Genomic DNA, 26,467 nt, shown 5'->3' with positions numbered 1-26,467 from the left:
TCCTGTTTATCAGCGGTGTTAGGAGTAACGGTTTGTTCTACTACTTTTCTAACAAAGACTAATGGCCAGACTTTATCTGGACCAGAATGTTCAGAATATCAGGATAATAGAAGAAAAACGATTGGCGCTTACATTAGACTAGGAGGCTCCAATGTGAATTGTGAACCTACTGCTTGGATTAATGTAGGTGATCAAGTTAAATGTAAAACTTCTCAAGATGATCAATGCTCAGGCGAGACAGCGTGCACATTAAGTCAACCTTGAAATAGAAAGGGGTTCGAAAGAACCCCATTTTAATTTGGTTAATATGAGAAGATTTACAACGTTGCTTTTTTGCCTAATTAGTTGTGTGGAACCTGCAGAGGAGGCAGTAGAACTAGGTAATAGAAAAATAGAAGATAGGGTACTACTCTCCGAGGTCGCCGAAAGTATCGATTATGTGATTTTAGATATAGAGTCAGATGCTGTGATCTATGGCGTAGATAAATTGATCTATGAAAATGGTAGATTTTTCATTTTGGATAATTCTTACACTGAAACATTGGCTGTTTACACAGATGTAGGCACCTATTTATTCTCGTTGGAGATAGGATTGGGTGGCCCAGATGAGTTTGTGGAAATTTCAGATTTTGATTATGACCCTATTTCCCGGGAGATTTTTATCTTTTCTGGATCCCAAAGAAAGATTTTTGTATTTGATGAAAACGGAAACCCAAGCAGACAATATAAAATACCTAGTTCCTTTATCATTCATTCCTTAGGTTATTTGGGACAAAATAAATTCGCATTTTTCAGAGATATGACAGAAGAGTCTAAAGTGGATTTACCAAGTCAACTTTTTACTTATGATTTTGATAAGGGGCAAGTCTTAGATCAAGCCATTCCTCTTTCAAAAACCAAGATAATTTTATCCCAAGACTTTGCACTAGTTCGTTCAGGAAAAGAATTGTTTGCTTCAAAAATGTATGATTCAAGTATATTTTCCATATCTGATGAAGGACAAATCAGTGAAGTATTGAAGTTTAGTGATATAACAAGTTTAAGCAACCGAGAAGATATCGTTGATGAAGAGAGTTATAGGAAGGTGATGGCTGAAGAAAAGGGGGTTTTTTATATGGGGTATTGGAGTGGCAATTTGGATAATCATCTTTTTCTTATCAAAAAGGATCAGAAACCAGTATTACGATGGAAAAGCAAAACTCAGGATGTGTTAACTGAAAGGATTCAAAATGATCTGGATATACCTATATTCTCCAATTTCAAATATTTGAGTAATGAGGTCTTAATAGCGGTGTTAGATGAGGAGGCAATAGGCGGACTTCAAGGAATTCCGGATGGTAAAGCATTCCTGCAAAAGCACAGACCTGAAGGAGAATACTTGAGTCCTATCATTGCTAAAATTAAGTTAAAGCACGAATGAATTACTTGATCTCTATAGTATCCTTTTTGTTTTTACCCATGTTCGAGTCGGACAAAATGGTGGTAGTGAGTAACACTGAATTAGGATATGACTATATGATAGATACCCATGAAGTGACCATGGCTGAATTTGAAAAATTTGTTTCAGCTACCGGTTTTAAGTCTACCTGTGAAACCCGTGGAACTGGCCCCAAACCAACAGGTGATAGTCCCTCCGAACTAGTTGAAGGGTTGAATTGGCGTCATAATCAAGATGGAAAGCTGATCGATAAGAAATGGTATGCTAAACTACCTGTTACCAGAGTGACGATTACTGATGTTAAAGCTTATTGCAAATGGGTTGGGAAAAGACTTCCAACTGTAAGGGAGTGGAAAATTGCCGCTGCTGGAGGTGTTTGGCCACCGGTTTACAAATATTCTGGTTCAAATAAGGCAAATAGTGTAGGCTGGTATGATACAAACTCGAAGATGGAAATTCAACCAGTCGGCACCTTGGCGCCAAACCAATTGGGGGTATATGATATGTCTGGAAATGTGGAGGAGTTTGCGCTTTTAGAAAAAAATGGCACAGTGTACCATAGAATAGGGGGACGTTTTTTTAGTGACAAAGATATGATGGCAATAGAGGGTAATTACAGCTTCGATCTGAGTAATACGGAGTTTTCCAGTCCTTTTCTTGGTTTCAGGTTGGTGAAAGATGTACCTCGGTAGTTTGAGAAATTGCAAATTCATGCAGGTCAATTTACCTTCCTTTAGTTAAGATTTTTTCAAAAATTGCCCACTTTAAATAACCTTAAATTCAGTACATCATTTTTTTCGCAAGCTAGTGCAGCCTGGCTTTTGATTTAAAAGGGTAGAACCAACTATCCACTTTTAGTATGGCATTAGTGAAACGTGACAAAATAATTGTAGAACCTTTCTTAGCCTTTGGAAATGAAGATGAGGTTTTTTTCAAAGGAAGAGTAATAAAGGCCTATACAGAGAAGAGGCCGTCTTCCCGGAATAATTGGTTCTCAAATATCATTTCGGCAGTCAAAAGATATTCAGGTTCTTCTGTATCCCTTGCGAAGGTTGAAATCACCTTTCAGGGAAAAAGCTTTATTGTATCAACCGATGAAGATGGGGTTTTTGAGCTACAGATCGGGGACTCCAAACCCAGTACAGAGATAAATGAATATGTAACCTATCAGGTGTTGGAGCCAGTGACTAAAAAGTCTTCAGTAGTACATATGGAGGTAGTCAGGTACTCTGGAAAATCTTGGGGTGATTTCAGATATAGATGATACGATTATAATATCTCATTCTACTGATTTGGGGAAAAAGTTCTGGCTTTCTATCTCCAAGAATGCATACACTAGAAGGCCCTTGCCTGGTGTGTCCTGAATTTTATAAGAAGATTACCGAGGATATGGAAATACCGATTTTCTATGTGTCAAGTAGTGATTGGTCGCTTTATGATATGATTCGGGACTTTCTGAAATATAGGCATATCCCAAATGGCCCTATTTTGCTGAAGGATAAGCATATCAACCTGAAAAATATATGGAAGTCAGGGGGAGGAGATCATACGCATAAACTTAAGAAGATCGAGCTGCTTATGGAAATGTATCCAGAGATGCAGTTCTATTTGATCGGAGATAGTGGACAGCATGATCCAGAGATTTATGCTGAAGTGATTAAGAACTATCCCGGAAGAATCAAGGATGTATTCATTAGAATTGTTGGGAAATTGGATGAAAATAGAGAGAATGAGTTGAAGAATTTGGCTGGGTTTGATCACTTTCATTTTATATCCTCATCCAAGGAGGCAATTCAAATAGTCGAAAATGAATCAATTTTTAATTAGGCTAACATTTCAAATGAATGACTAGAAAATGTCTCTTAGTTTTCAATCCTATTTCTGGGAATGATTCTATTACCGAAGCGGAGCTTCTGGAACTAGCTGAAGTTAAATTGCCGGATTTTCTCCTTGAATTATGGAAAACTACTGGTGAAAAGGATGATGAAAAATTAATAAAGAAATTTGAAGAGCTCCTTCCTGATTTGGTTCTGATTGGTGGTGGAGATGGTACAGTTAAGTTGGTTGCAAATACGCTGCATGGCAAGAATGTCCCGCTTTGCATTTTGCCTTTAGGCTCAGCCAACGGCCTGGCTAAATGTATGGAAATTAATGATTTGGTGGATTCTTGGGAAGCTATTCATGATTTTAGCCCTCAGGCAATAGATGCTATCTACATCAATGGCGAACTTTGTCTTCATTTAGCCGACTTTGGAATGAATGCCAATCTGATCAAAAAATTTGAGGAGGAGGAATCCCGAGGCATGTTTGGCTATGTGAAGAATTCGTTTTCTGAGATTTTTGGTGCAGAGGAAGCTCGTTTTCAACTTATTGTAGGAGAAGAGGTAATTGAAATTAAGGCTAAAATGATCGTTCTAGCCAATGGAGATCGATACGGAACGGGGGCAATTGTGAACTGTAGAGGCAAAATGGGCGATGGGAAATTTGAGGTTATTTCCATCAATCCGCAGTCTGCTGAGGATTATTTGAAAATGACAATGGCATTTTTTAAGGGAAATCTGGACCAATTGGAAAGTGTGCAGACTTGGTCAGTAGATTCATGCCAACTTTTGAATCCAACAGGCGCTAAGTTTCAAATTGATGGAGAAATAATGGGGAGTCCAGAATCAATTACTGCGAAGATAGAGAAGCATGCATTTCAGTTTTTGACAGGAAAGTCATTCAAAGCTTGCCATATTTCCTAGAAAGCGTTCACTCATCTAAAAGAGTTAATCAGAACCCCAGAATTCCTTAACTTACTTTTATCTTTTTACATCAACCCTGATTTCCATGTTTAGAAAAGTAATTATTACTGGCCTTTTGGGCAGCGTACTCATTTCCTGTAGTTCTGAGAAGAAAGAAGTGATGGTCTCCGAAGAGCCCAAAGCAGAATGGATAGAAATGTTTAACGGACAAAATCTAGAAGATTGGACTCCGAAAATTTACCATCACGAGGCCGGTGATAATTACCAAAATACGTTTCGCGTAGTTGACGGCGCTATAGAAGTTAATTACGATGACTACAATGAGGGCTTCAATGATCGCTATGGTCACTTGTTTTACAAGAAGTCTTTTTCGTCCTTCCACATGACATGGGAATACAGATTTACAGATCAATGGCTGGAGGATGCAGCGAGCTATACTTACAGGAATAGTGGAGTGATGTTCCATTCTCAAGCGCCTGAGACGATTCTAAAAGAGCAGGATTGGCCGATTTCTGTGGAATGGCAAATGCTAGCTGAAGAAAAAGAAGGGGTGTCTAGACCCACGGGGAATATGTGTTCACCAGGGTACAGATGTGTTTTTCGAAGGTGAAAAGGATCCTCGCCATTGCATCAATTCCACTTTTCCAACCTTCAAATGGGATGAGTGGGTAAAGGCTGATTTGGTAGTTTATGGAGATTCGTTGGTGATTCATATGGTAAATGGAGACACCGTCTTACAATACACCAAACCACAGATCGGTGGAGGTGTTGCAAATAATTTTGACCCTAAATACAAGGAAGATGGCAAGCTTTTGAAAGAAGGTTATATTGGTTTACAAAGTGAAGGGCAAGGGGTGATATTTAAGAATTTGAAGATTAAAGAGCTTTAAGAAGTATCTAGTATCAAGACATAAGTAGCAAGGTTTCAAATTTGAGAACCAAGATTCTAGAATCAAGAAATAAAGAGTTACTAACTATTTGCCGCCGTTCGTGTCACACGAACGGCTTTTTTTATTTGTTCAAAAAGGGTGGGCTGAAGCTTCCGGATTCCAGCTTCCTACTTCAAATAAACCGTCTTTCCTGTCTTTGCACTTTCCACGGCTGCAGAGAGAATTTCTACAACGATCATGTTATTTTCCAAAGAAGGTAGAGCATATTCCTCAAGAGTTTGATCACCATTAATCACTGCTAGGAACAGTGTGAATGGATCTTCAAAAGGTGTGTTTTGATATTCAAGTTTTAACTTTTCTTCTTCAAAACCTGAATATCCTTCAGCAGATAGAATGCGAACATCAGTGGGATTGTCTGCGTAAATCACTCCGGTAAGTCCGTAGATTTCCATGTCTTTTCTGCCAATTGGCCAGTTCCAAGATGCCTGGATAGTAGCTTGGGAATCTTCATAATTTAGGATTATCGTAGCCTCATCATCCACTTTTGGATTGTTTTCAGGCTGAAGCTGTTGAGTCACGGCAGTTACAGATTTAGGCCTTTTCCCATTTTCCAACCAAGTCACCAGATTTGCTCCATAGCAACCAAAATCGATGATTGCACCGCCGCCATTTAATTTCGGGTCAGTCAGCCATTCTAGGAATTCTTCGCTTACACCAATTTTTTTCGGTCCTTTATGTCCATCTCGTACTACAATTTTCCGAAGGTCTCCTACCTCACCACTTTGAAGAACTTCATAAGCTTTGAAAGTGCTAGGATACCAAGTCGTCTCGTAATTTGTGATGAGCTGAATGTTGTGTTTCTCAGCTAGAGCTTTCATCTTTTTAGCATGTTCCAGGCTTACCGCCAATGGCTTTTCTACCATCACATGGATACCTCTTGGGGCGCAAGCCTCGACTACTGCTAAGTGATCGTAGATATTCCCGAAAGCCGTTACAGCTTCAGGTTTCGTCTTCTCAAGCATTTCTTCCATGGTGTCAAAAACCAAATCCATGGAAATACCATGCTGCTCAGTTAGACGTTTTGCCAACGCTCTATTCGGTTCAGCAATTCCGACGATTTCTAAATCTGTACGATCTTTAGCATTCAGGATCCAGCCCACATGCCCATGAGTTAGACCGGCCACACCAATTTTTGTGCGTTTCTGCTGGGCAAAAGAATGAGTACTTAAAAAAACTGAAAGTATTAAACAGAAAATGAATCGGGTTTTCATGGGTTAGTTAGGTTTGAGAACTAAAAAATCGGGAAATTGGATTGGCTTTGCAAGGATGCGATGATTTTTAGTTTTAATAGAACTCGACCATTGCAATACATTCAGTTTTGGAAGGCCTTAAAGGAAGGTACGTATTAGAATGATTAACCTAGATAGGATACAACTGCCATTTCAATTTGACAGTCAATTGCTTTAGGAAGAGGTGAAAAACTGATGGAAGTGGTGTGGATCAACCATTTTGAAATATAAAATTACCAAGGGAATTGGTCAGTGATTCCGCTCACAGCTAGAGTAGGAGTGACGCATCCTATCTTAATGGCGATAGCTATTCCAGGTGATTATGATTTTGTACCGACTCCTAGCCTAGAATCCAGTCCTTATTTTTTAATCAGTCTTGGAAAGCTTCAAAGCAGAAAAATGTTCGGTGAGGTTGATGAAATTAACTCCAGGTTCGGAGATAAAAGAGCATTATGATTATGATTTGGATGAAGGAGAAGTTCGGATTTACCTACCCGTTTTCACCAATGATAAGGTGATCAGATGAATGACTGGCTTATGGGGATTATGGGTTAACCAATATGCAAAAAGATATAGTCAGAAAGCTTTTGTGAGATGTTCTGATCTAAAAGGAGCTTTTTGAAGCAATTGCGAGTTTGTAGGTAGTATCCCATTAAATGTGTAAAGCAATCTGAAAAATTAATGAATAACTTTTCAACGTTTACACACTTAATGGGATAGTATTAATTAATGAGTTACTGCTTCTTCAATTTTGGCTTTCATGAAGCTCACCTCACCAGTCTCCACGTCGTAATAGCTACCAACCATTCCTATTTCGCCACTTTCGAATAATTCTTTTAAGACTGGGCTTTCTTTGATAATGGTGTCCATCATGCAAATCACATTTTGTTTTTCCACCGCATTGATAAATTCAGGATCAGTTTGGTCTGTTTCAGGCATTTCATTTTTAACTTCATCAATAGCAGGATTAATCTTCTCCAGTAAGCCCGTTAAGTTACCAGTTTTCACTCCTGCGCATGCACCTTTAATTGCCCCGCATTTGCTATGACCAAGAACTACTATAAGTTTTGACCCGGCAAGTTTACAGGCAAACTCCATGCTGCCCAAAATGTCATTGTTTATAATGTTCCCAGCAATCCTGATACTAAAAATATCTCCTAGACCTTGGTCAAAGATCAGTTCTGCTGAGGTTCTGCTATCGATACAACTCAATACTACGGCAAAGGGAAATTGACCGTCTTTGGTCTCATTCACTTGCTCAAGAAGATTTCTATTTATTTTCAGATTATTTATAAACCTCTGATTGCCTTCTTTTAATATTTCTAAAGCTTTTGCTGGAGTAATTGTAGCTTGAGTTTCTGCTGTATGTACTTTCATTTTTTTAATGTTAGGTTGTGGAGGGATAAGATTAATTTTGAAACAATTCACTGTATTTATCTTCTGATAAAACACGCTTTTCCGTGTAGACATTGTTGTTCGTTTCAATGTCATTTTCAAGTCTATATGCTTTTTTGAAACCTATAAGTACGACGGTTATGCCTTTTTCTTCGGCATTTATCGTCTTAAATTCATTGATCAAATCCAAAACATCTTGAGCGATATATACGGTGTCAGAAGCATCAATAATTACGTTAGAGTAGTCAGGTAATTTGTTAAGGGTAAGCTTGATTGCAGCTTTATTGAGAAATGAAACCTCTTGAGCCAAATCCACATGGATTACGTCGCCATGTTTGTATTCTTCTGTTCTGAAATAGTAAGCTTTTTTAATATTCCCTCTAAGAATGAACACAATACTCATAAACATTCCCAATACTACGCCATTCAGTAAACCTAGGAAAACGACCGCTAATAAGGTGATGATGAAAGGGATAAATTGATACTTCCCGCGCTGCCAAAAGTGCTTGACGGTACTTGGGTTTGCCAATTTGTAACCTATCATTAATAAAATGGCAGCAAGTGTCGCCATTGGTATCATATTCAGAATAGTTGGTATACTGAGAACACAGATAAGTAGCAGTAAACCATGCACTATAGTGGACATTTTGGTTTTTGCTCCTGCGTTTGAATTTGCAGAAGACCTCACCACCACCGAAGTCATCGGTAACCCTCCTAATACTCCGCTGATCATATTACCAATTCCCTGGGCTTTTAATTCCACGTTTGTGTTGACAAATCGCTTTAATGGATCCAATCTTTCAGTAGCCTCTATACATAAAAGTGTTTCAATCGATGCTACTATAGTTATGGTAAAGGCAACTACCCATACAACTGGATTAAATATCGCATCATAAGATGGAGTTGTAAAAATGCCTTTGAATTCTTCAAAACTGGTTGGTACAGGTAGGCTCACCAAATATTCAGGGGTGACAACCAAGGAGCTATTTGTTATTATGAATATCCCATTGATCAAGATACCAGTAGCTACGGCTACTAGTGCACCTGGAACAAGCTTTAGCTTCTTCAAAGCAGCAACTTTGTTCCAGACTATAAGTACTGTTAAAGACGCTGCAGTGATAATCAAAATGCCAGGTTGAATCTCCTGAAACGCGGTAAATAAGTCTGCAAACAGCCCGAAACCAGAACTGATTTCGACGTCTGAACCTAAAGCTAGAGGGATTTGCTGAATTAGAATAATTACACCAATTCCTGCAAGCATGCCTTCAATTACATTGGAAGGGAAGTAATTAGATATGGTTCCTGCTTTCACAAAGCCTAGGAGTATTTGCATAGCTCCGGCTAGAATAACGGCTATTAAAAATGCTTCGTAACCAAGATCGGTAATAGCGACGAAAACAATTGCTGTTAGGCCTGCAGCAGGTCCTGAGACACTTATGTGGGATTGGCTTAGAAATCCGACTACGATACCTCCAATGATTCCTGAAATAATTCCTGCAAATAACGGGGCTCCAGAGGCCAATGCGATTCCCAAACATAGCGGTAGCGCTACCAGAAATACGACTAAACCTGATGCGACATCTGATTTCAGATGCGCAAATAGATTATTACTTTTCATGTAAATAAATTATGAGTTAAAATTCCTGCACTAGTAAAAAGGTGTATTACCTATACGATTAGATTATCCACAAATGACAGGATAGGTGTCATAGGGAAAGAAAAAATCAGGAAAACTCAGGGGGAGGAACGATAATTCCAACGTGATGTATGGCCGTCAAATAGCCGACATTGCTATATTTTATTGTAATTAATTCAGAGAATGTTCTTTCGTCTAAATAGGTACTTGAGAAAATATAATCGTCCAGATTAGCAGATACCTTGACTTCATGTTCTTTAGTCTCTTCTTCTGCAAAAGAATATACCATAGAAATATCCACTTCCTCATCTATAGCTGACACAATAACAGAAGGCACCACCAAAAGGGAAGTTAGTATAACTAAAAACCCAAAGGCAATGATGCTATATATGGCTTTGCTGAAAATCAATCTTATTAAGTATGAGCTGTGGTTAGCGAATTAACTAAAAGTCAACGTGAATTGATATCAATTGTTCAATTTTTTTTATGGTTTATTACGTTTTTATACTAAATGAGGACTGAAAATTATGGAATTGATTTTCTTAGACGTTTGATTTAATAATGAATTTCAGCTCATTACAGCGGTTTTGTTTTGCTCTTTCTACACCGGGAAAATATTTAATGCTTGGGTCTGCGAATGACAGACTATACAAGCAGGGGATAAGAAATTGCATGAATAGCCATCATAATAATTACAAAATGAAATTCTGTTGAACCGTAGATTCCTTCAACTTAGTTTGAAGAAATCTACGTCAGTTACGATAAGGTAAAGCGATATAGAATATAATAAACAGTAAAGAGGAGGTGATTTCGATTTCCTGTCATCCTCGCTGGCTGATGGAAAATGACTTTCTACCCGAAATGCAAAGAAATTCAAGTAGCTCTCTTCAATGCTAATTCTATATAATTCCCGCTACATCCTAGCGATAGTCATTCCTCCATCCACGCAAATCACTTGTCCTGTGGAGTAGGGAAGATCTCCTCTCACCAAAGCAGCAACCACTTTTCCAATATCTTCTGGAACACCCATTCTTGGCTCTAAAGTCATTCCATTTTTGACTCCCTCATGATACTTTTCCCGCACCTTCTCTATCATATCTGTCTCTATCACTCCAGGGCGAATCTCATAAACCGGGATTCCGAATTCAGCCATTTTCACTGCCATGACTTGGGAAAGCATAGCCAATGAAGCTTTGGACATGCAATAAGATGCACGGATCTTGGATGCTACTGTGGCAGAAATAGAGGTCACGTGGATGATTGATATTTCGGAATCAGGAGTGGCAGTCTTAAGTTCTGACATCCACTTTGCGATAGCCTGGGTTAGGAAAAAGGTCCCTCTTTGATTGATGTTCATTAAATGGTCAAAATCGTCTTCCGTAATATCGAACACATCGGATCTCGTTCTCGGGGCAACTCCCGCATTATTTACAAGCACGTCGATTTTCCCAAACTTAGCGATCATCCCTGAAACAATAGCCTCACGATCCTCTGCGGAAGCAATGTTTCCTTGTAGGTATTCTACCCGTACACCAAATCCTTTCAATTCCTCCAAGGCTTCACGTACACTAGCCTCCTCACGCACTCCATTGATAGCTAGGTTAAAGCCTTCCTCAGCGAGTTTTTTAGCAATTCCCAAACCAATCCCTCTGGATCCCCCAGTTACTAATGCTACTCGGCTCATGATGCTTTGATAGTTTTAAGTGTTTCGTGTATTTCCATTTTCTTATAAAAAGGATCCAGTGGGAAGCATCCTGAGATCATTCCATTTCTTCGCGCCGTAGTACAATCCGAGAAGGTACGACAGATTTTTGCCCGCTTCATTGGTGTTCCTTGCAGAACATCTGCTGGCAATTCGGGATAACTCAGTACCATTCTTCCCAAGCCGATAGAATCTGCTTTTCCTGCTTCTAATACGTTTTGAGCCACATTAGGTAGCCATTCTTGTAAGTAAGAGTAGGCAGATCCGACGGTGTAGAATTTAGGGAATGCTTTTTTTACTTCTGCGACAGCATCGATTTGCCGAGCGACTCCATGCAATGGATCTTCTGGTGGCATGTAGCCGTCTGAAGGTGGGAAAAGCGCTGGGCGCTGTATATGCGGATTGTAATAAGGACTGCCTGCTGTGGTGCAAAGTAATTCTATGTCCAGTTTTTCCAGTTCTTTCAGAAACTCAAATGACTCCGATAGATTCTCGCCTATGCCTGATTCATTTCCTCCAAAAGCATAGTTATAAGGACTTTCGGCAGCTGGAATTCCAGTTCCTTCAGTCCCTTGCTTAAATGGCACCCAGTCGAAAATGCTCATGCGGACTCCAATTTCCAATCCTGGTGCTTCTGCTCTGATTCCGGCGGTTATTTCCCGGATAAAACGGGTTCTGTTTTCTAAAGACTTTCCATATTTTCCTTCACGGTCATAAGCACTCAGGAATTCATGTCCTAAATAGCCATGACAATGTTTGATGTCCACGAACTTGTATCCGGTCTTTTGTGCGCGAACTGCTGCAATCACATAAGCATCGATCAGCTCGGATATTTCTCCATCAGTCATAAGCGGGTAATCATCCGCCAAACCAAATTTCTTATTCAACACTGGATGCGAATATAGAATCTTCGGCTCCATCTGAGTTTTGCTATTCGGTTTGCAAAACCTGCCTGAATGTGTGAGTTGCAGGCCTGTGAGTAAATCATCTGTGCTTCCAAATGCTGCCTTGTGCTCACTTTCCACCATTTGATATAACTCATCAAAGTCTCCGAGATTTTGCTCATTGATCATGAGTTGATTCGGATTGGCACGTCCAGAAGGCTGCACTGCTACAGCTTCGCAGCCCCAGAGTAATTTGGCTCCGCTGATAGCAAAGTTCTTCCAGCGTCTTTTGGTAAGTTCGGTAGGTTTGCCGTCCGTAGTCCCATCCCAACCTTCCATGGGAAGGATGCAGAATGCATTTCCAATCTTATTGCCGGCTCGTGTGGTATGTGCTCTTGCAAAAGGTGAGTTTTCTCCAGTTTTTAACTCTTCATCAAAATCTAGGTTAATACTCTCTTTATTCAGGTGGTCACGTAGATTTTCTGCTGTTTTCAGCTGCGCGACTCTCGGGTATTGTGGCTTGTATTTTCCAGTGCTCATTGGCTTACGCAGTTAAAGTAGCTGTAGTAGTTTTCTCCTTTTTGCATGCGCTGAATAAGCAAAGCCAACTCTCGGGCATGGTAATCCCCCCACATACATGACTCCCCGTAAGGAGCTTTAGTTGGGTCTGGTCTATAGTCCCAACCATTTGGTTGATGATAAATGGAGTGTAAGATCAAACCTTGGTGGGTTGGATCAGTTGATAGATAGGGCTCTGCGAAAAGATTACCTGCTATCTGAATTCCAGCGTTGATGTACTTCTCTGATCGTTCAGGATCGGAGCTTTTCAGCCAATTCCCAATTCTGATCAATCCCTGAGCGGTGATACAAGCTGCAGAAGAATCTATAGGTTCGTGCGCATTGAAAGGATCAGATTTCTCGTTTAGGTAATCTCCCATTTTATGCAAATTGGGAGCTCCGGTATCCCAGTAAGGAATTCCATCTGTAGGAGTATTTGCCAGGTAAAATTCAGCTGTGGCATTTGCCGCCTCAGTTAGTTCTTTGATCAAGTCATTTTTAGAAATGATCTCAGCATAATCACTTTCATCAATTTGATCTAAAATTTCCAACGTTTCCCCAATTCCACAAATAGCCCAAGCCAAGCCACGAGTTTCAGGTACTGAAGCCTGTGTAGCCTTGCTGAGAATTTGGACAACGGTAATTTCCATCGTTAGTGTTGAAGATGATTTCATGCGCCGTTCTACCAGAAACATCATAGGTGTCTCTGCCATTCCCGTAGTAAATCGAATATCGAATTGTGCTCAAAATATGCTGAATAGCTCGCTGGATCAGTGAAATTCGTTTGTCATTTTCACCTTGTAGCACATGCCCCAAACCGTGTGAGACGACCAAAGCTCTGCATGAGCGAATGGTGTCCACAAATAATGAGTGTGGACCATTGAATGAATAAATATAGCCTCCGTCAACCGTACGTGTCCAGCGCATGGCCTGCACAGCTCCACTAATTTTCAGGGCTAATTCGTAGAAGTTTTTCTCCCAATCAGCGCCTTCAATTTTACCTTCTTTTATCAGTCTAAGCAGATTTCCATAGGTACTCACATTGTTGAAACCATGATCATGCACACCAGTATGCGTGAGGTGCGGAGCCATTTTGTTCAAGGTATTATCTCTGCCGATTTTCAAAAATTGCTCGTCGCCAGTTGCATCAAACTGGAGAATTGCCGAGCCGTACTGGAACCCTTCGAGTCCATTCCGTCCAGCCTCTTGTGACATATTTTCCTTTTTCTGTGAAAACAGGCGCTCCATTCGCCGTATCAAAGGATGTTTCTATCAAGTTTATTTTTTCTCCAGAAAGCTCCCAAAATCGTTTGAGTTGAACTTCAAGATCATTTATGGAAAAGTTAGGATTGAGTTGCATGTTGTTTCTTTTGTGATTGAGAATGAGTGATCATAATGATGGTAGTCAGAATAAATAAGATTCCGTACATCAAGTAATCAATAGGTTGTCCGGCTATTTTTCCTGGTACAATTTCCAGAAGCGAACCGATAAAAGTTGCTAGAGCAAGTGTGGAAAGTACTATTAGAGATTTGGGAGGCTTAAGAAAGTCACTGCTCCCAATACTACTGGTGCGATCATAGACGTGCCGGTGAAGCTCACACGCGCAAGTAAAACGAGCTCGTCGCTCATATAAGTAGAGAACACTAATACGATCAGCGAGAAGACCATAATAGAGATCTTGGTGATCCGCATATTGGTTTTGTCAGATCCAGTAAGTAGAGATCTAAGTTCAGTACCCAAAGCAAAAATCTGAGCATTGGTCGTAGAAAGACATGCCGCAAATAAGCCAACCACTGCTAATGCAGCAACAGGGACAGCTTGATCAAATAACAATGCATTTGTCAGGAAATCTGCAGTACTCGCTTCAGGGTACTTGATCGCTCCATAAAGTCCAATAAATGCTGTAGGTAAAATTACCAGCATCGCGAAAATTCCTACGGCATAAGCCATTCTGTGGACTGACTTCAGGTTTTTCATCACTACCAAACGCGTGGTGAACTGAGGTTGTGAAACTGGAATCAAAACAATCGCAATGGCTGAAGCGATCAGGAATGGTGAAGTGAATAAACCTTTCGGTCCAGGAAGTGTAAGCAAATCTGGGTTTGTAGCGGATACTTTTTCAAGTCCGGCTTCCAGTCCGCCGCTCATGCTGAGGCAAGTCACTCCGATAATCCAAATCACTGTAAGCATGATCACTCCCTGAATTGCATCGCTATATACGATGGCTTTTAGGCCGCCGATTTCTGAGTAGATCAACATGATGAACACCAACAATACCGACCAAGCCCAATAAGGAAACATGTCAGGGAAAGCGGCATCAAGAAAGATGGAAATTCCACGGATTTGAATTGCTACATAAGGAATCAAAAAGAGAAAGGCACTGGCGAAGACTAAATAGCCAGCAAAGGAGTTGCCATAGCAGGATTTCATCAATCCCGCGACTCCTTTATACCCATTGATTGTAGCTCTTTTGCGCAGCGCATAACCAAACCAAATCAGGAAAAACACCATCAAAGCATCTGATAAAGCCAAGAAAATCCATGCTCCTACGCCATGTGTTCGGAAGAAATCCGGCATTCCCATAAAGGTAAATGCGGAGAATAGTGCCGCCGAGAACGTCAGGAATCCGAGAATGGTGCCAATGTTTGATCCTGCGAAGATGAAGTCATCCGAGGTCCTTTCTTTATTGTACGATCTGTAAGAGGCGTATCCCAGCATGGCTAGGAACAGCGTAAAGAAGAATATTAACCAGCCGATCATTGCTTCTTTGGGTCTTCAAATGGAAAGAATTTCGACCCCAGAAATGTAGCAAACACCACGAGGGCGGTTACAAGAAATCCACTCCAAAACACGAAGGGTATGCCTGCTAGAGTGGGCTGAAGTTTGTTTTCTTTAAATAAAAGGAGGAATGCACAAACCGTCAGTACAATGACAGCGAGCACCAAGATTTTCCATTGTTTGGATTGCATGGGAATAGGTTAAGGTTATTTTGGATAATTTGGGTTTTGCCTAAAAATCATTTTAAGATCGGCTTAAAATAGCAATTATCTTTTTTAATACTAACCTGTGCTGATGCTTGGATGCTGATTTTCTTACGAAATGGATTGCATGTGGAGCGGAGGGATTTGTAAGTAGTTAGTCGTAAAACTTGTAAGTAGTAGAACAAAATTTACTACTGACTACTTACTGTTTACAAAATTCACCCAGCCTTCTCCACACTTACTCGCACCGACTTACTAATCGGAGTATTGCTCTTATCCGCGTATTCATGAATTGGAATTAGCGGATTTGTTTCTGGAAAATAGGCTGCCAAATTACCTTTTGGGATCTGGTAGGGGATGACTAAAAATTGGAAAACTTTACGCTCTTGCCCATCATAATTACTCATAATATTCACCACGTCCATTTTCTTGAGGTTCTCCCGAAGCATATCAGCTTCGCTCATGAAAAGAACCCTGCGCTCATTATGAATGCCTCTGTACCGGTCGTTCAAGCCATAAATAGTCGTATTGAATTGATCATGTGTCGGCGTATGCTCATCAACAGGTATTCGTTTTCCTTTAAGTTATGAATTGGAAGTTCGGTGTTGCTGAACTGTGCTCTTTGATTTGGGAGTTTGCTGAAATCCAGCTCTCGTACATTGTTTGGCAAGTAGTATCCAGACCCTTCAGACTTTGAATTCATGTCTTTGAAGCCGGAAATCACCTCGCCAAGTTTCTCACGGAGTAATTCATAATCCGAACCAAGCAACTTCCATTTTACAGGATGATTTCCTTTGAAATAGGTGGAGGCAATTCCTGCTACTATTTCGGGTTCACTTTTGAGGTCATCAGATATTGGATCGAGGAAGCCCTTAGATTGGTGGACTATTCCCATGCTATTTTCCACTGTAAAATGCCGTTGCTTCCCGTCTTTGAGATCCTTGTCAGATCTTCCAAGTGTAGGTAAAATCAAAGCGGTTTTCCCAGTGATCAAATGGCTACGATTTAGCTTGGTGCTGATCTGCACCGTAAGATCACAATTCTGAAGTGCTTTTGCTGTGTACTCTGTGTCAGACGCAGCAGACACGAAATTGCCTCCTAGTGCGACGAAAACCTTAGCCTTCCCCTCATGCATGGCGGGAATTGCTTTGACTACATCCACTCCTTGATGAGATGGCGCATCGAAACCAAAGGTATTTTTGATCGCTGCATTCAATTCCTCCGAAACGTAGTGCATGATCCCCACACTCCGGTCGCCTTGCACATTGCTATGCCCGCGAACGGGACATGTTCCTGCGCCAGGTTTACCGATACTTCCTTTAAGGAGTAATAGATTGACGCATTCTTTGATGTTCTCCACTCCATTTTTATGCTGAGTCAACCCCATCGCCCAGCAGATGATGATTTTGCTTTTCTTGGCTAAAAGAGCAACTGCTTCGTCTATCAATTTCTCGTCAACGCCACAGAGTTCTAGTAATTCATGCTCTGAATGCCTGTCCAGATGTGCTAAAAGAGATTCGTAGCCTTCGGTGTACTTCTCAATAAACTCATGATCAAATACCTTCCCGTCAATCTTGTCTAAAGCAACAAGTTTTTTCTCAATCAGTTTTAAAAGCGCGACATCCTGATTGATTTTCACTTGAAGATAACTATCAGTCAATCCATGGCCATTCAAAAGCATTCCGCTGATTTCCTGCGGATTTCTGAATCGTATGAGTCCGGCCTCCTGAAGTGGATTAATGCTAATGATTTTACCGCCGTTTCTCTTACATTTTTCCAGTGCAGAAAGCATTCTTGGATGATTCGTTCCTGGATTTTGACCCATGACTATTACCACTTCGGCTTTATCAAAGTCTTCGAGTTTCACAGAGCCTTTTCCGATTCCGAGCGTTTCAGAAAGTCCGACTCCGCTGGACTCGTGGCACATATTGGAGCAATCAGGCATGTTGTTCGTGCCAAAAGCTCTGACGAATAGTCCGTATAAAAATGCTGCTTCGTTACTCGATCTTCCAGAAGTGTAGAAGATGGCTTCGTCAGGACTGGCGAGCGCATGAAGATGCTCTGAGATCACTCTAAAAGCTTCTTCCCAGGTACATTCCTCGTAGTGATTTGAGTTTGGCTTTAATATCATCGGAGCCACCAAGCGACCACTTTTGCCGATTTTGTAGTCAGACCAGCGCGAAATCTCCTGTACGGAATAGTTTGAGAAAAATGCATTGTCTACCTCTTTGTGAGTAGCTTCTTCAGCCAGAGCCTTAGCTCCATTTTCACAGTATTCTGCCACTTTGGATGGATGCTCAGGATCAGGCCATGCGCACACCAGGACAGTCAAACCCATCCTTCTGGTTCATATGAGAAAGAGTCTGGAAGGATTTTATCACTCCCATTTCCTTGAACGTATGCTGAAGGGCTACTTTTACTCCAGTAAATCCGGCAGCGTAAACAGCTGGTTTCTTCAAGTCAATTCCAGTAAATTCTTTGGAGCTTTGGGTTTGGATATTCTTGCGTATCGAAGGAGACATGGGCTAGTATTTCTAAGAGTCACTAAGTTAAAGTTAAAGAAATATGAACGCCAAAAGGTTTAGATTGGCCTTGGTTTTCTATCAGGTTAATAGTCAGGTGTATTTTTAGGCTTTATTATATAGGTTAAGATTTTATAAATAAAAAAAGCGGATTGAGTGCTAACCCAATCCGCTTTGTATGTGTGGAAAAAGCTTCAGTTAGATAACTGTCACAAATTTCTCTTTTGGAGTACGTACCTTTTTCATGTTGACTAACCAGTCGCCTTCTTCATTTCTGTAGCCAAGTGGCAGCACCACTACACTTCGGAGTCCTTTGGATTTTAGATCCAAAATCTCATCCAGTGCCGCTGGGTCAAAGCCTTCCATAGGAGTAGAATCTACTTCCTGCTCAGCTGCAGCGATTAGTGCCGTGCCAAGTGCTATGTAAGCTTGCTTCGCTGCGTGAGTGAAGTTCTCTTCTGCAGTTTTCGCAGTATAGCTTGTCAAAAGCATGTTGCGGTAATCATCCGTGACAGAGTCTGGAAGATTTCTCTGCTCATTGTTGTATTTGAATACGCCGTTGATACGCTCAGGAGTGTAATTGTCCCAGGCAGCAAATACAAGAACGTGTGATGCGTCTGTGATTTGGCTCTGATTCCAAGCGATAGGCTTGATTTTTTCCTTTACTTCCTGATCAGTGATCACCAAAATCTCGTAAGGCTGCAATCCTGAGGAAGAAGCTGAAAGTCTAATAGCATCTAGGATGTAATCTACTTTTTCTTGTGGAACAGGCGTTCCGTTCATTGATTTGGTGGCATATCGCCAATTCAGATTTTCTAAAACTTGCATAATATGTTGGTTCAGTTTTCAAACTTTTGATGGTAGAATCAAAAGATATGACTACTAAACACTGACAGGTTCTTTAAGTTCCGTGTTTAGAAGATAAATGTATGTACATGTAAAATATTTTTTGGTGATTATTGATTTTCAGGTTCTTAGGTTTATTGCTTCGGCTTGAAACTTATGTCCAATTGCTGGACTTTAGGGTCTTTCTCGGGAGTTAGGGTGAAGAAAATCGAAACATTTCCATTTTCTCCTTCCATCGTGAAACTACCTCTAAGTTGGTTTTGAGGAATCAGGTCGGAGATAGTTGTGATTTTTCCAGCTTGTGCTAAAAAAGCTTTGTATTGAGTATAGCGACTTTCTTTTGATTGATCCAAAAAGAAATTTTCAGCTAAAATCGACTCTTCTATTTCTTGGCTGCCTGTCTGAATTAAAAGCACGATTTGATCCTTTCGCTTTTCTAAAATATCTGAAACTGGTAACTGCCTCGGGATCATTACACCTTTGTCATAAAGCAATTTCTCAATCTCTGCAAGTGGCCAAGGGGCTGTATATGTCAAGTTGCAAAATGCCATGATCCCGATTCCGAACTCAGGAAAAAACCTAAAGTTACTTCCAAAAGCAGGCAAAGCGCCTCCGTGAGACACCCACTTGGTACTGTTGCAGTTTTGATAAATACCCAATCCAAAACCATAGCCGCTCATGATAGCGCAATCCCCGTTGGAGTTTAGCCGCGGGAATTGTGGTGTATGCATTTCACGTAGCGAACTTCGTTTGATCGGACCTTCTTCTGGGCCATTTTTGGGTGGCCAAGCAGATAGATGAAAACTTACGTACTTGCTGAAATCCTCAATCGATGTAATCAATCCGCCCATCGCTCCGAAAGCTCCGTCATGAAGCATTGGCTCCAGTTTCCATTGTTCATCTTCCCAACGATATCCAACTGCTAATTTTTCATCAGGAACTTCATCAATTTCCCAGTAAGTATGCGTCATTCCCAACGGTAGCAAAATATTGTCGGTGATGTATTCCTGATAGGGTTGCCCGGAAACTTTCGAAACGATGTGACCTAAGATCGCGTAGCCGGTATTGCTGTATTCGTATTGATAAGAGGGCGAATTGGACAATGAAATGCCTTGGCTAATCAGATCTAAAAGCATTTGGTCTGGCTCATCTAACTGGCGGTCTCCCCATGGATTGTCTTCTGGGAAACCAGCAGTCATGGTCAACAGATTTTCGATATCAATTAACGCTGCATCACTGGGTCAAGTACTTGAGATTAGCTAATTCAGGAACATATTTCTCCGCTGGATCAGATAAAGACAATTTGCCTTCATCCCGAAGTTTTAGGATGGCCATCGCAGTAAAGCTTTTGGTCATTGAAGCAATCCTGAAAGCTGAATTGGTGGATGCTGAGGTGTTTTTCTCCACATCTAGTAAACCTGTAGAAGATGCTATGACCAGTTTGTCGTCCACCACAATGCCATAAGAAATTCCCGGAATGTGGTTTTCCTTGGCGTATTTTGTCATGAGCGCTTCTAGTTCTGGTAGGATTTCCTTGATCTTTTCAGCTCTATGATCTTTTTTGAAAACTGGCTTTTGATAGTCTTCAGAGAATGTATGGGGTACTCCTTCAGGTGTTTTTTCCTGTGCATTTGCGGAAATTGATAGGCATGCAAATGCTAAAAGAGTAATCAAATGGATTGGCTTCATAGTAGATTCTTTGGATGAGAAAGATTAAGATAATCACTTCATCCTAGAATCATGAGTAAAGGGGTTCGCAGCGCCTAAATTCTACTTCTTAATGAAAAGTTTTTTTCCAAAATGAATAATCGCCCACACAACGAACCCTACCACCAAACCTACTAGGAATTCGGTGATGATAGACGGGATAGAGGGTAAAATGTGGTGCATGAAATCAACGTTATGAACGAAGATTCCACCAGATACCAAAAGCAGTGCGATGGTTCCAACGATCCCCATTCCCTTGATGATTTTTGGTAAAGCATTGACGAGTACTAATCCTACTTTGTCAGAGAAGCTATCTTTTTGTTTGTTTAGAGCAATCAGTTTGTAGCCAAATTCATCCATACGAACGATTAATGCGACAATGCCATAAACGCCGACAGTAGCAAGCATAGAGATTGCGGATACCACTAGGATTTGCTCTAGTAGTGGTTCGCCTATTACAGTGCCAAGCGTAATAATTATGATCTCTATTGATAAAATAAAATCTGTGACGATAGCTGACTTTACCTTTTCTTTTTCTTTAGCTAAAATCTGCTCTTTGGTAAGAGTTTCGTCAAGGCTTACATCTTTGTGCGGCTTCTGAGGCACGATGTATTCGTAGATTTTCTCAGCACCTTCGTATGCCAGATAAAGCCCCCCGAGTAGTAAAATATAGTTAATGACTGCTGGTACAAAAGCAGAGAGTAAAAAAGCAAAAGGCAGAATAATAGCCTTGTTAAGAAGTGAACCTTTGGTGATCGCCCAAAGCACAGGGATTTCACGATCCGACACGAAACCAGAAGCTTTCTCTGCATTTACAGCAAGATCATCGCCCAAAATTGCGGCGGTTTTCTTCGCTGCCACTTTACTCATTACTGCTACATCATCCATCAGAGTAGCGATATCATCAAGCAATGCAAATATTCCAGAAGCCATTTTGTTATTAAAATTTAAGAAGGTAGATGCCGAAAAAAGGACAATTGAAAGTGAAGATACTTTGCTCCAACGAGGTGCACAAATCAAGATTTCCTAAATGAGCGATTTGCTGGACTGCGCTAGAATCTGTTTAACTTGAAAATTAATACACGTTTTATTCCAAAACTCAGATTATGATGCGATTTGCCTTTGTTTTCCTACTATTTATTCTTCCAAAAGTTTCTGTCTTTTCACAGTCGAATTATGAAATCCCTGCAGATACGCAGCGAATAGTGTTTTTGGGAAATAGCATCACGTATGCAGGACAGTACATAAGTTATGTGGAGACGTATTTTCGTTTAAAATATCCAGATCGGGAATTAGATTGGATCAATGTGGGGCTGCCATCTGAGACGGTTTCTGGACTATCTGAGGAAAATCATGCGAATGGCGCTTTTCCAAGACCAGATCTGCATGAGCGATTGGATCGGGTATTCGAGCAGATGAAGCCCGACTTGGTTTTTGTGAATTATGGCATGAACGATGGGATTTATTTGCCATTAGATGAAGAGAGGTTCCTAAAGTATAAGGATGGAATTAATTGGTTGGATACAAAGATTAGGGAAATTGGTGCTGAGGCGATTTTCGTGACTCCTCCAGTATATGATCCGAAAAAGGGTGAGGCTTATGCCAATGTATTAGATAATTATTCGGAATGGCTAATTTCTAAAAGATATAATGAGGATTGGAAGGTAATTGATATTCATTGGCCAATGCGAAAGTATTTAGAAGATCAGCGTGAATTGGATAGTGCCTTCTATCTCGCAAAAGATGGCGTGCATCCAGGAGAAATCGGTCACTGGCTGATGGCAAAAGAGATTCTAATTAGTATTGGTGAGTCTGAAGTAAAAAACTATGTAGACATCCACGATGCTATCGCCTCACATGCCATGGGAGAGGAAATTCTATCCCTTGTTTCAAAAAGACAAGCTTTACTTCGGGATGCTTGGCTTACGGCCACTGGGCATCTTAGACCGGGTATAAATGCTGGGATTCCTTTAGAAGAAGCCCAGGCTAAAGGGAGAGAAATTGATGCGGAAATCAAAAAAATGTTAAAGTAGGTGTTAGCCCAATTTTCATTGAAAATCAAGGTGGTAAAGTTTTTCCTTCAATTTAATATGGAAGGCCTGCAGGTTTTTTCTGCGAGGAAAAGCGAGAGTTTCAGGTCCTAGAAAAAAAAATCAAATTAGCTTTGTGCGAAAATTGTGAGGCTCCATAAAGGAGTTTTTCCTATTATCCTATTATCCAATGCCCTATTTAATCAGAAAAGCCAATTTTGCTGACCTGAATCCTTTGGTGGAAATGGCGAGAATTTCATTTGTCGAAGCTTTCACAGAAGGAAATAAAATTAAAAATGTCAACGCCTACTTAGAAGAGGCATTTACCGAAGAACAATTCTCGGAAGAAATGGAGAATCCAGCTTCTGTGTTTTTTCTTCTGGAAGTAGACGGGGAGTTGGCTGGCTACGCCAAGGTTAATTTTGTTCCCGCTCAGACAGATCTTCAGGATAATTCTAGTCTGGAAGTTGCTAGATTGTATCTTCTTCAACGTTATATCGGTCAAGGATTAGGGAAGGTGCTTCTGAATCACACCATTAATTTTGCGAAGCTGAATAAGAAAAAGTACCTGTGGCTAGGCGTCTGGGAAAAGAATGTTCGAGCGATCAAGTTTTACGAAAAAAATGGCCTGAGTATTTTTAGCTCACATCCATTCCCATTTGGTGATGAGATTCAAACAGATTTTTTGATGCGAATTCATTTCTGAATGTATTTTCAATACTTACTGATGATTATCCGCAAAGATGCCAGTCACCTTAGATTCTTTGCTTATCTGGCCGGATGACCAACGACTCCCGCACTGGCAGGACAGGCTGAAGAGGCCTCAATACCTAAGTTTAACCCATACTTTTTTGCTTTTGAATACTGGCACAAAAGCGAATAATCATAAAAATTAAAAAAGGCGACCAGAGGCCGCCTTTCGGATTTATAAATAGGGATCAATCAAAGAAAATTATTCTCCGATTTCACCTCGTTCAGCCATTTTTTGCATTTTCTTATTTGCATAGATCGCAACTTCTACTCGTCTGTTTTGCTGACGACCTGCTTCCGTTTCATTGGTAGCAGTAGGTTGCATCTCGCCATAGGCTGTGATTTCCATTCTTCCTTTTGAAATACCATTTTCCGTCAGGTAGTCCTCCACGGAATATGCCCTTCTACGGGATAAATCCATGTTGTAGTCATCAGCTCCGGTATTATCCGTATGCCCTTCTACGAGGATATTGGTTTCCTCATACTTTTTCAGCGTTTCTCCCAGTTCGCTTAAGTTTTGCTTAGATACCTCACTCAATTCCGATTTATCTACTCCAAACATTAGCCCAGAGTCAAAGGTGATCCTGATCCCTTCACCTACGCGCTCTACAGTAGCTCCTTCCAAATCTCGCTGAAGTTCATCTGCTGCTTTATCCATTTCATTTCCGATGATAGCACCGGCAGATCCGCCTATAGCTGAACCTATCAGTACACCTACGGCAGTGTTGTCTTTGCCTGCTATCACGCCTCCTAGTACACCACCAGCAGCGCCACCTATAGCGCCACCTTTGACGGCATTACTTGATTTACAACTTACAGCACCTAGTGTGGATAAGGTGATTAGTGCTGCCATTAAAAATTTGTTGGTCGTCTTCATATCATTGTTTGTTTGATGCTATACTTCATTCCAATTCATGTACCATATCGTTTAGGAGCTAATTAGAGTCATTTAAGGATTATCATCATGGGAAAATGTTCCCGATTTTGTGGTAACAAGGGATGCAATTGATCTTGCTTTCCCCGAAAAATGCTAGTTTGTAGTTGAGTTTTTATCTGGAAAAAATGATCAACTAGTGATGTTCTTCTGTCTTTTTGCTCCAAATCGGATCGATTGGAAGACCATTCCTATTTCAAAAAGTAAGTGTTGCCAATCCTTCTGGTTTTATCAAACTGTTATTAGTGACAATCGGATTGTATCGCAATCCTGCAGGAGGTATTTTTGAAAAAAGAATACGCTATGAAAAGATTCTGTTCGCTCTTTCTGATTGCACTGGTTTCATTTCCAGTTCTTACTTTTTCCCAAGAAAAGAAAGAGCCCATAGTCATTTTAATTTCGCTCGATGGCTTTCGATACGATTATGTGGAGCGGTTTGAGAACCAGAAAATCTCAGCCGCTTCATAGCCAGTGGTGTGGCGGCAGAGACGAACCATGGCCCTCTTTCCCAAGCAAGACTTTTCCCAATCACTATACGATCGCCACCGGTTTGATGCCTGAGCATCATGGTTTGGTAGACAATTCTTTCTACGATCCCAAGAAAGATCTAGGCTCTATGGGATAGGGAAAAGGAAATAGTGCAAGATGGAACTTGGTATGGAGGAACACCGCTTTGGGTACTTGCAGAGCAAAATAATATGGTCGCAGCAGACTTATTTTTTTGTAGGTTCTGAAGCGGATGTACAAGGGGTACGGCCGAGCTACTATTATGATTACGATGGGAATGTAAGCAATCTCTCCAGAGTAACTGAAGTGTTCAAATGGCTGGAACTTCCAGAGGAAAAGCGACCAAGTTTGATTACCCTGTATTTTTCGGACATGGATGATGTAGGTCATAGATATGGGCCTCACCGCGATCGATGAAAGGCTGTCCGAAAGGTTGACTCAGCTAGATCATGAGTTGGGTGCGCTCTTCGAGGGGCATCAAAAGCTATGACTTGGATATCAATGTTATCGTGGTGTCTGATCATGGAATGATGGACGTTACACCAGATCACTTCCTTAATTTGACTGATCTAACCAAGGGTATTCCCGCCAGAATCGTGAATAGTGGTGCGCTAGCCCATGTGTATCTGGAAGACCAAAAGGACAAGGAGAAAATCATAAAGCAGCTGGAAAAGTCTGAGCTGCCGATTCATATCACCGATGTGGATGATAAGGAAAACTACCACGATTTGATGTATAAGGATAGGATAGGTGATATTTTGATCATTCCTGACCGATACTATTACTTGGCTTGGGAGACCACACTTACTCGGATGCAAGACAATATGGATAGGTTAGATACGGATATTTTTGGAGAACATGGGTATAGCCCAGCATACAAAGACATGCATGCTATCTTCTACGCTAATGGTCCTGCTTTCAAATCAGGATTGGAAATTGAAACTTTTCAGAATATCCATGTGTATCCTTTAGTATGTAAGATACTGGGGCTTCCGATTCCAGAGAATATTGATGGTAAACTGGAAGTGCTAGAACCAATTTTAAAGTAAAAGATGGATAAGATTGATATAAGATCGAGGAAGGAAGTTGATTTTTTGGTAAGACGTTTTTATGATCAAATACGCCAACACGACACTTTGGGACCGATTTTCAATGGAGTAGTTAAAGATTGGGACACGCATCTAGTGCACCTAAGTGATTTCTGGGAAATGATTTTGCTTCAAACTGGACCCGGTGCAGGGCAATTCAATCCAGTAAAAGTTCATCGCCAAGTTGATGCCGAAGTGAATAACAGCATAGAGCAGGCACATTTCGGTAACTGGTTGGAACTCTGGTTTCAGACTTTAGATAGGTACTTCGAAGGTGAGACGGCCAACTACGCCAAAGAACATGCAAGGCGAATGGCGCACATGCTTTTTATGAGGATTTGGGAAGCAAGAGTTAAGTAGAGGGCAGTTTGCAGTCTCAGTTTTCAGTCACAGCCTTGGAGCAAGTTTCCTGACTTTGGCCTTTTTCAATGCATGCTTCAGGCTGCTGTAGGTGAATATAGGCCTTATGACCACAAGACCGTCTTAGGCCTGCAATACGTTAGGTCCAAGTCAATAAACTTGAATCAAAATGTGCGGAAGTGCCTTTGGGGACAATCTATGGGTA

27 protein-coding genes and 2 pseudogenes are annotated in these 26,467 nt (G+C 40.8%); 13 read left to right on the top strand and 16 right to left on the bottom strand.

All coding sequences use genetic code 11. From position 1 onward, the window contains the following. The first annotated feature begins 307 nt into the window (after nucleotides 1–307). From AC0L6R_RS11865 to AC0L6R_RS11835, 7 genes and pseudogenes are all read left to right on the top strand, one after another. Nucleotides 308–1,420, top strand: a complete 1,113-nt coding sequence (locus tag AC0L6R_RS11865) for a 6-bladed beta-propeller (protein ID WP_473271424.1) — start codon at nucleotides 308–310, stop codon at nucleotides 1,418–1,420. Then, entirely contained in the window at nucleotides 1,417–2,130 is a 714-nt protein-coding gene (locus tag AC0L6R_RS11860) for an SUMF1/EgtB/PvdO family nonheme iron enzyme (protein WP_473271422.1), read from the top strand. The genes AC0L6R_RS11865 and AC0L6R_RS11860 overlap by 4 nt, the downstream gene beginning before the upstream one ends. A gap of 167 nt (nucleotides 2,131–2,297) precedes the next feature. Further along, nucleotides 2,298–2,702, top strand: coding sequence for a hypothetical protein (locus tag AC0L6R_RS11855; RefSeq protein WP_473271420.1), 405 nt, complete (start codon nucleotides 2,298–2,300; stop codon nucleotides 2,700–2,702). After that, nucleotides 2,683–2,802, top strand: a complete 120-nt coding sequence (locus tag AC0L6R_RS11850) for a phosphatase domain-containing protein (protein ID WP_473271418.1) — start codon at nucleotides 2,683–2,685, stop codon at nucleotides 2,800–2,802. The genes AC0L6R_RS11855 and AC0L6R_RS11850 overlap by 20 nt, the downstream gene beginning before the upstream one ends. After that, entirely contained in the window at nucleotides 2,765–3,265 is a 501-nt protein-coding gene (locus AC0L6R_RS11845; RefSeq protein ID WP_473271416.1) for a phosphatase domain-containing protein, read from the top strand. The genes AC0L6R_RS11850 and AC0L6R_RS11845 overlap by 38 nt, the downstream gene beginning before the upstream one ends. Before the next feature lie 17 nt (nucleotides 3,266–3,282). Next, the gene (locus AC0L6R_RS11840; RefSeq protein ID WP_473271415.1) at nucleotides 3,283–4,182 is read left to right on the top strand and encodes a diacylglycerol/lipid kinase family protein; all 900 of its coding nucleotides are present in this window, start codon (nucleotides 3,283–3,285) and stop codon (nucleotides 4,180–4,182) included. Between the two features lie 160 nt (nucleotides 4,183–4,342). Then, a pseudogene (locus AC0L6R_RS11835) lies at nucleotides 4,343–5,072 on the top strand (3-keto-disaccharide hydrolase). 167 nt (nucleotides 5,073–5,239) lie between these two features. Here the strand turns inward: AC0L6R_RS11835 and AC0L6R_RS11830 are convergent. The 15 genes and pseudogenes from AC0L6R_RS11830 to AC0L6R_RS11760 all read right to left on the bottom strand — a co-directional run bounded on the left by AC0L6R_RS11830 (nucleotide 5,240) and on the right by AC0L6R_RS11760 (nucleotide 21,526). Beyond that, nucleotides 5,240–6,343 (bottom strand): Gfo/Idh/MocA family protein, encoded by a 1,104-nt coding sequence (locus AC0L6R_RS11830; protein ID WP_473271414.1) that lies wholly within the window; start codon nucleotides 6,341–6,343, stop codon nucleotides 5,240–5,242. A 744-nt stretch (nucleotides 6,344–7,087) separates the two neighbouring features. Beyond that, nucleotides 7,088–7,738, bottom strand: a complete 651-nt coding sequence (locus AC0L6R_RS11825) for a carbonic anhydrase family protein (RefSeq protein ID WP_473271412.1) — start codon at nucleotides 7,736–7,738, stop codon at nucleotides 7,088–7,090. A 31-nt stretch (nucleotides 7,739–7,769) separates the two neighbouring features. Beyond that, a complete protein-coding gene (locus AC0L6R_RS11820; protein WP_473271411.1) occupies nucleotides 7,770–9,374 on the bottom strand; it encodes a SulP family inorganic anion transporter in 1,605 nt (534 codons plus the stop codon). Nucleotides 9,375–9,480: 106 nt separating this feature from the next. Next, nucleotides 9,481–9,729 (bottom strand): hypothetical protein, encoded by a 249-nt coding sequence (locus AC0L6R_RS11815; RefSeq protein WP_473271410.1) that lies wholly within the window; start codon nucleotides 9,727–9,729, stop codon nucleotides 9,481–9,483. Between the two features lie 576 nt (nucleotides 9,730–10,305). Next, the gene (locus AC0L6R_RS11810) at nucleotides 10,306–11,076 is read right to left on the bottom strand and encodes a 3-ketoacyl-ACP reductase (protein ID WP_473271409.1); all 771 of its coding nucleotides are present in this window, start codon (nucleotides 11,074–11,076) and stop codon (nucleotides 10,306–10,308) included. After that, nucleotides 11,073–12,518: an oxidoreductase gene (locus AC0L6R_RS11805; protein WP_473271408.1), complete on the bottom strand. Its 1,446-nt coding sequence runs from the start codon at nucleotides 12,516–12,518 to the stop codon at nucleotides 11,073–11,075. The genes AC0L6R_RS11810 and AC0L6R_RS11805 overlap by 4 nt, the downstream gene beginning before the upstream one ends. Then, nucleotides 12,515–13,896, bottom strand: a pseudogene (locus AC0L6R_RS11800) (glycosyl hydrolase). The gene AC0L6R_RS11805 and the pseudogene AC0L6R_RS11800 overlap by 4 nt, the downstream one beginning before the upstream one ends. 162 nt (nucleotides 13,897–14,058) lie before the next feature. After that, a complete protein-coding gene (locus AC0L6R_RS11795; RefSeq protein ID WP_473271407.1) occupies nucleotides 14,059–15,297 on the bottom strand; it encodes a sodium:solute symporter family protein in 1,239 nt (412 codons plus the stop codon). Nucleotides 15,298–15,736: 439 nt separating this feature from the next. After that, nucleotides 15,737–16,030, bottom strand: coding sequence for a hypothetical protein (locus AC0L6R_RS11790; RefSeq protein WP_473271406.1), 294 nt, complete (start codon nucleotides 16,028–16,030; stop codon nucleotides 15,737–15,739). Continuing rightward, the gene (locus AC0L6R_RS11785; protein WP_473271405.1) at nucleotides 16,027–17,802 is read right to left on the bottom strand and encodes an FdhF/YdeP family oxidoreductase; all 1,776 of its coding nucleotides are present in this window, start codon (nucleotides 17,800–17,802) and stop codon (nucleotides 16,027–16,029) included. Before AC0L6R_RS11785 ends, AC0L6R_RS11790 begins: the two co-directional genes overlap by 4 nt. Before the next feature lie 19 nt (nucleotides 17,803–17,821). After that, complete coding sequence (locus AC0L6R_RS11780; protein WP_473271404.1) at nucleotides 17,822–18,040, bottom strand: hypothetical protein; 219 nt, start codon at nucleotides 18,038–18,040, stop codon at nucleotides 17,822–17,824. 198 nt (nucleotides 18,041–18,238) lie between these two features. Next, nucleotides 18,239–18,868, bottom strand: coding sequence for an NAD(P)H-dependent oxidoreductase (locus tag AC0L6R_RS11775; protein ID WP_283414562.1), 630 nt, complete (start codon nucleotides 18,866–18,868; stop codon nucleotides 18,239–18,241). 152 nt (nucleotides 18,869–19,020) lie between these two features. Continuing rightward, nucleotides 19,021–20,085, bottom strand: coding sequence for a serine hydrolase domain-containing protein (locus tag AC0L6R_RS11770; protein ID WP_473271403.1), 1,065 nt, complete (start codon nucleotides 20,083–20,085; stop codon nucleotides 19,021–19,023). A 34-nt stretch (nucleotides 20,086–20,119) separates the two neighbouring features. Next, nucleotides 20,120–20,575, bottom strand: a complete 456-nt coding sequence (locus AC0L6R_RS11765) for a serine hydrolase domain-containing protein (protein WP_473271402.1) — start codon at nucleotides 20,573–20,575, stop codon at nucleotides 20,120–20,122. An 81-nt stretch (nucleotides 20,576–20,656) separates the two neighbouring features. Further along, a complete protein-coding gene (locus AC0L6R_RS11760) occupies nucleotides 20,657–21,526 on the bottom strand; it encodes a DUF808 family protein (RefSeq protein ID WP_473271400.1) in 870 nt (289 codons plus the stop codon). A gap of 173 nt (nucleotides 21,527–21,699) precedes the next feature. On the opposite strand from AC0L6R_RS11760, the gene AC0L6R_RS11755 reads away from it, so the two are divergent. Together AC0L6R_RS11755 and AC0L6R_RS11750 are read left to right on the top strand one after the other, a co-directional pair. Further along, the gene (locus AC0L6R_RS11755; RefSeq protein ID WP_473271399.1) at nucleotides 21,700–22,626 is read left to right on the top strand and encodes an SGNH/GDSL hydrolase family protein; all 927 of its coding nucleotides are present in this window, start codon (nucleotides 21,700–21,702) and stop codon (nucleotides 22,624–22,626) included. Between the two features lie 187 nt (nucleotides 22,627–22,813). Further along, nucleotides 22,814–23,329 carry a GNAT family N-acetyltransferase gene (locus AC0L6R_RS11750; RefSeq protein ID WP_473271397.1) on the top strand — a complete coding sequence of 172 codons (516 nt, stop codon included), beginning with the start codon at nucleotides 22,814–22,816 and terminating at the stop codon, nucleotides 23,327–23,329. Between the two features lie 246 nt (nucleotides 23,330–23,575). On the opposite strand, the gene AC0L6R_RS11745 is transcribed toward AC0L6R_RS11750, so the two are convergent. After that, nucleotides 23,576–24,250, bottom strand: coding sequence for a YiaD family glycine zipper/OmpA-like lipoprotein (locus AC0L6R_RS11745; RefSeq protein ID WP_473271396.1), 675 nt, complete (start codon nucleotides 24,248–24,250; stop codon nucleotides 23,576–23,578). 463 nt (nucleotides 24,251–24,713) lie between these two features. Here AC0L6R_RS11745 and AC0L6R_RS11740 point away from each other — a divergent pair, with 463 nt between their 5' ends. Genes AC0L6R_RS11740 through AC0L6R_RS11725 form a run of 4 tightly spaced genes read left to right on the top strand, consistent with a single transcriptional unit; the run spans nucleotide 24,714 to nucleotide 26,262 of the window. After that, nucleotides 24,714–24,932 (top strand): alkaline phosphatase family protein, encoded by a 219-nt coding sequence (locus AC0L6R_RS11740; protein ID WP_473271395.1) that lies wholly within the window; start codon nucleotides 24,714–24,716, stop codon nucleotides 24,930–24,932. Between the two features lie 20 nt (nucleotides 24,933–24,952). Next, entirely contained in the window at nucleotides 24,953–25,231 is a 279-nt protein-coding gene (locus AC0L6R_RS11735) for an alkaline phosphatase family protein (protein ID WP_473271394.1), read from the top strand. A gap of 32 nt (nucleotides 25,232–25,263) precedes the next feature. Continuing rightward, complete coding sequence (locus tag AC0L6R_RS11730; protein ID WP_473271393.1) at nucleotides 25,264–25,863, top strand: alkaline phosphatase family protein; 600 nt, start codon at nucleotides 25,264–25,266, stop codon at nucleotides 25,861–25,863. Between the two features lie 3 nt (nucleotides 25,864–25,866). Further along, complete coding sequence (locus AC0L6R_RS11725) at nucleotides 25,867–26,262, top strand: group III truncated hemoglobin (RefSeq protein WP_283414555.1); 396 nt, start codon at nucleotides 25,867–25,869, stop codon at nucleotides 26,260–26,262. Nucleotides 26,263–26,467 lie beyond the last annotated feature (205 nt).

The organism is Algoriphagus sp. 10J20-15, assembly GCF_055809615.1.
The sequence above is the reverse complement of the archived record's forward strand: the minus strand, read 5'-3'. Positions and strand labels throughout refer to the sequence as shown.